Genomic DNA, 2,274 nt, shown 5'->3' on the forward strand with positions numbered 1-2,274 from the left:
CCGATTTTGAAGGTGGTGTCGTACCGCCCGCGCCAGCACGATCCGTTCGAGATCCTTGCCCTTCCTAATCAAATCGTCCACATCATCGCGGTGGGTAACTCTCACCACATCCTGCTCGATAATCGGCCCAGCATCTAGCTCAGAAGTCACATAATGACCCGTTGCCCCAATAATCTTCACCCCACGTTCATAAGCCTTGTGGTATGGATTAGCGCCGACAAATGCCGGGAGAAAGGAGTGGTGAATATTGATAATATTATGGCTGGGAAAGGCATCGATAAATTCAGGACTAATAATCTGCATGTATTTTGCTAAAATCACTAGATCGATCTGATATTCTTTGAGTAGTTCTAATTGTCGCTGCTGCTGTTCTTGCTTATTATCTTTAGTAATTGGTAAGTAATGATAATCGATGCCAAATTGTTGCGCGATCGATTCTAGATCGGGATGATTGCTAATAATTAAGGGGATTTCTGCTAAAAACTCTCCCGCCTGCTGTCGCCAAATTAGATCGAGCAAACAGTGATTTTGACGACTAACCCAAATCGCTAAACGCGGAACCGTGTCCGAGAATCTAATTTGATAAGTACCATCTAAAGGTTGCGCGATCGCGCCAAAAGCCGGAGCAATTAGTTCGCGGGGGAGATTAAAGCCATCGATTTGCCATTCGATCCGCGTGAGAAATAACCCAGCATTAAAATCGGTATGATGGTCTGCATGAACGATGTTACCGCCATTAGCATAAATAAAATTAGCTATTTTAGCAACCAATCCTCGGCTATCTGGGCAAGAAAATAGTAGTGTAGCTGTCGGTTTCATCTTGATGATTAGTTGATATTTAGGTCTAGTTGAATGAGCAAATTTTTTCTACTATGGATCGCTTTGGGATTAGGATTACTCGGAAGTTCAATTTTTATCAACTTTTTACTCTACAATCGCGCCAAGCAATACTATTTTGAGCTAAATCAAACTCGGTTAGATCCAGTAGGCTTGAGCTATTATGCCCAAAATCTTCAGCAAGTTACTAACTCTACCAAATCTCGGATCGTCTTTTTTGGTGACTCCAGAGCAGCCAGTTGGACATCGCCCCAGCTCGATGGCTATGAGTTCATTAACCGAGGGATTCCCAGTCAAACATCAATTCAGACGATCGAGCGATTTTCAGCTCATGTGCGTCTTTTAAAGCCCAAGATCGTGGTTATTCAAGTCGGCGTTAACGATCTTAAAACTATTGCCTTATTCCCCGAGCGCAAGCAAGAAATTATCGCTAATTGTCAGGCGAATATCAACCGGATCGTCAGTGAAACTAAGAGTTTGGGTGCTGTCGCGATCGTCACGACAATTTTTCCCGTTGGCGAAGTACCATTGGAGCGGAAGTCTTTTTGGTCGGATGACATCGCTGTAGCAATTAAGGAAGTCAATACCTATATTGCCACTCTAGCTGATGACAAAACGATCGTCTTTGATACTTTTCCGCTACTTGCTGACGCTCGCGGGATGATGTTAGATAAGTATCGCTTGGATGAGTTACATTTAAACCCCCAAGGATATGCACTGCTCGATCGAGAATTGGTGAAACGAATTGGTAGGCTCGATCGATCGGGTAAAAATAAAAAATGATGGTGCGTTACGCTGACGCGGTACACCCTACTTCTATTTATTTATGCGTCTTTAGATAGAGGTGGTGCGTTACGCTGGCGCGATAACACACCCTACGTTGATTTATGTGTCTTCAGATTGTTCGCTCGGTTCTGGTTTGAGGAGTGGGAAGGCGATCGCGTCCCGGATACTGGCACAATTGCATAAGAGCATCACCAATCGATCGATCCCGATGCCTAAGCCGCCAGTTGGGGGCATCCCGTATTCTAGCGCCGTGAGGAAGTCTTCATCGATGTCGTGAGCTTCGTTGTCGCCTTCGGCTTTACGCGCGGCTTGAGCTTCTAAGCGTTCTCGCTGATCGACGGGATCGGTTAACTCTGAGAAACTATTGGCGAGTTCGCGTCCGACTGCAAATAATTCAAACCGTTCGACGAGTCCGGGTTTCGATCGATGGGGTTTCGCGAGGGGGGAGATTTCGGTAGGATAATCGATGACGAAGGTGGGCTGAATTAGGGTCGTTTCACACTTTTGCTCGAATACCTCGTTCATGAGTTTTCCAAGTGTTTTAACGTCAGCACAGCCGCCGATCCCGGCAGTTTTGACGGCTGCTTGGGCTGTCTCTAATGAGTCAAAACTACTAAAGTCCAAACCAGTCACTTCTTTGACGATCTCGTG

General features: G+C 45.6%; 3 protein-coding genes. 1 reads left to right on the forward strand and 2 read right to left on the reverse strand.

The window, feature by feature from the left end:
* A partial coding sequence (purU, locus tag RMO35_RS07730) for a formyltetrahydrofolate deformylase (RefSeq protein ID WP_309739936.1) occupies positions 1-819 on the reverse strand: 819 nt, incomplete at its 3' end.
* Between the two features lie 33 nt (positions 820-852).
* Here purU and RMO35_RS07735 point away from each other — a divergent pair.
* Complete coding sequence (locus RMO35_RS07735; protein ID WP_309739938.1) at positions 853-1,620, forward strand: SGNH/GDSL hydrolase family protein; 768 nt, start codon at positions 853-855, stop codon at positions 1,618-1,620.
* Between the two features lie 102 nt (positions 1,621-1,722).
* Here the strand turns inward: RMO35_RS07735 and RMO35_RS07740 are convergent.
* Positions 1,723-2,274, reverse strand: a 552-nt coding sequence (locus RMO35_RS07740) for an amino acid--tRNA ligase-related protein (protein WP_309739941.1), incomplete at its 5' end; no start/stop codon positions are given.

This window comes from Chamaesiphon sp. OTE_20_metabat_361, from assembly GCF_031364565.1.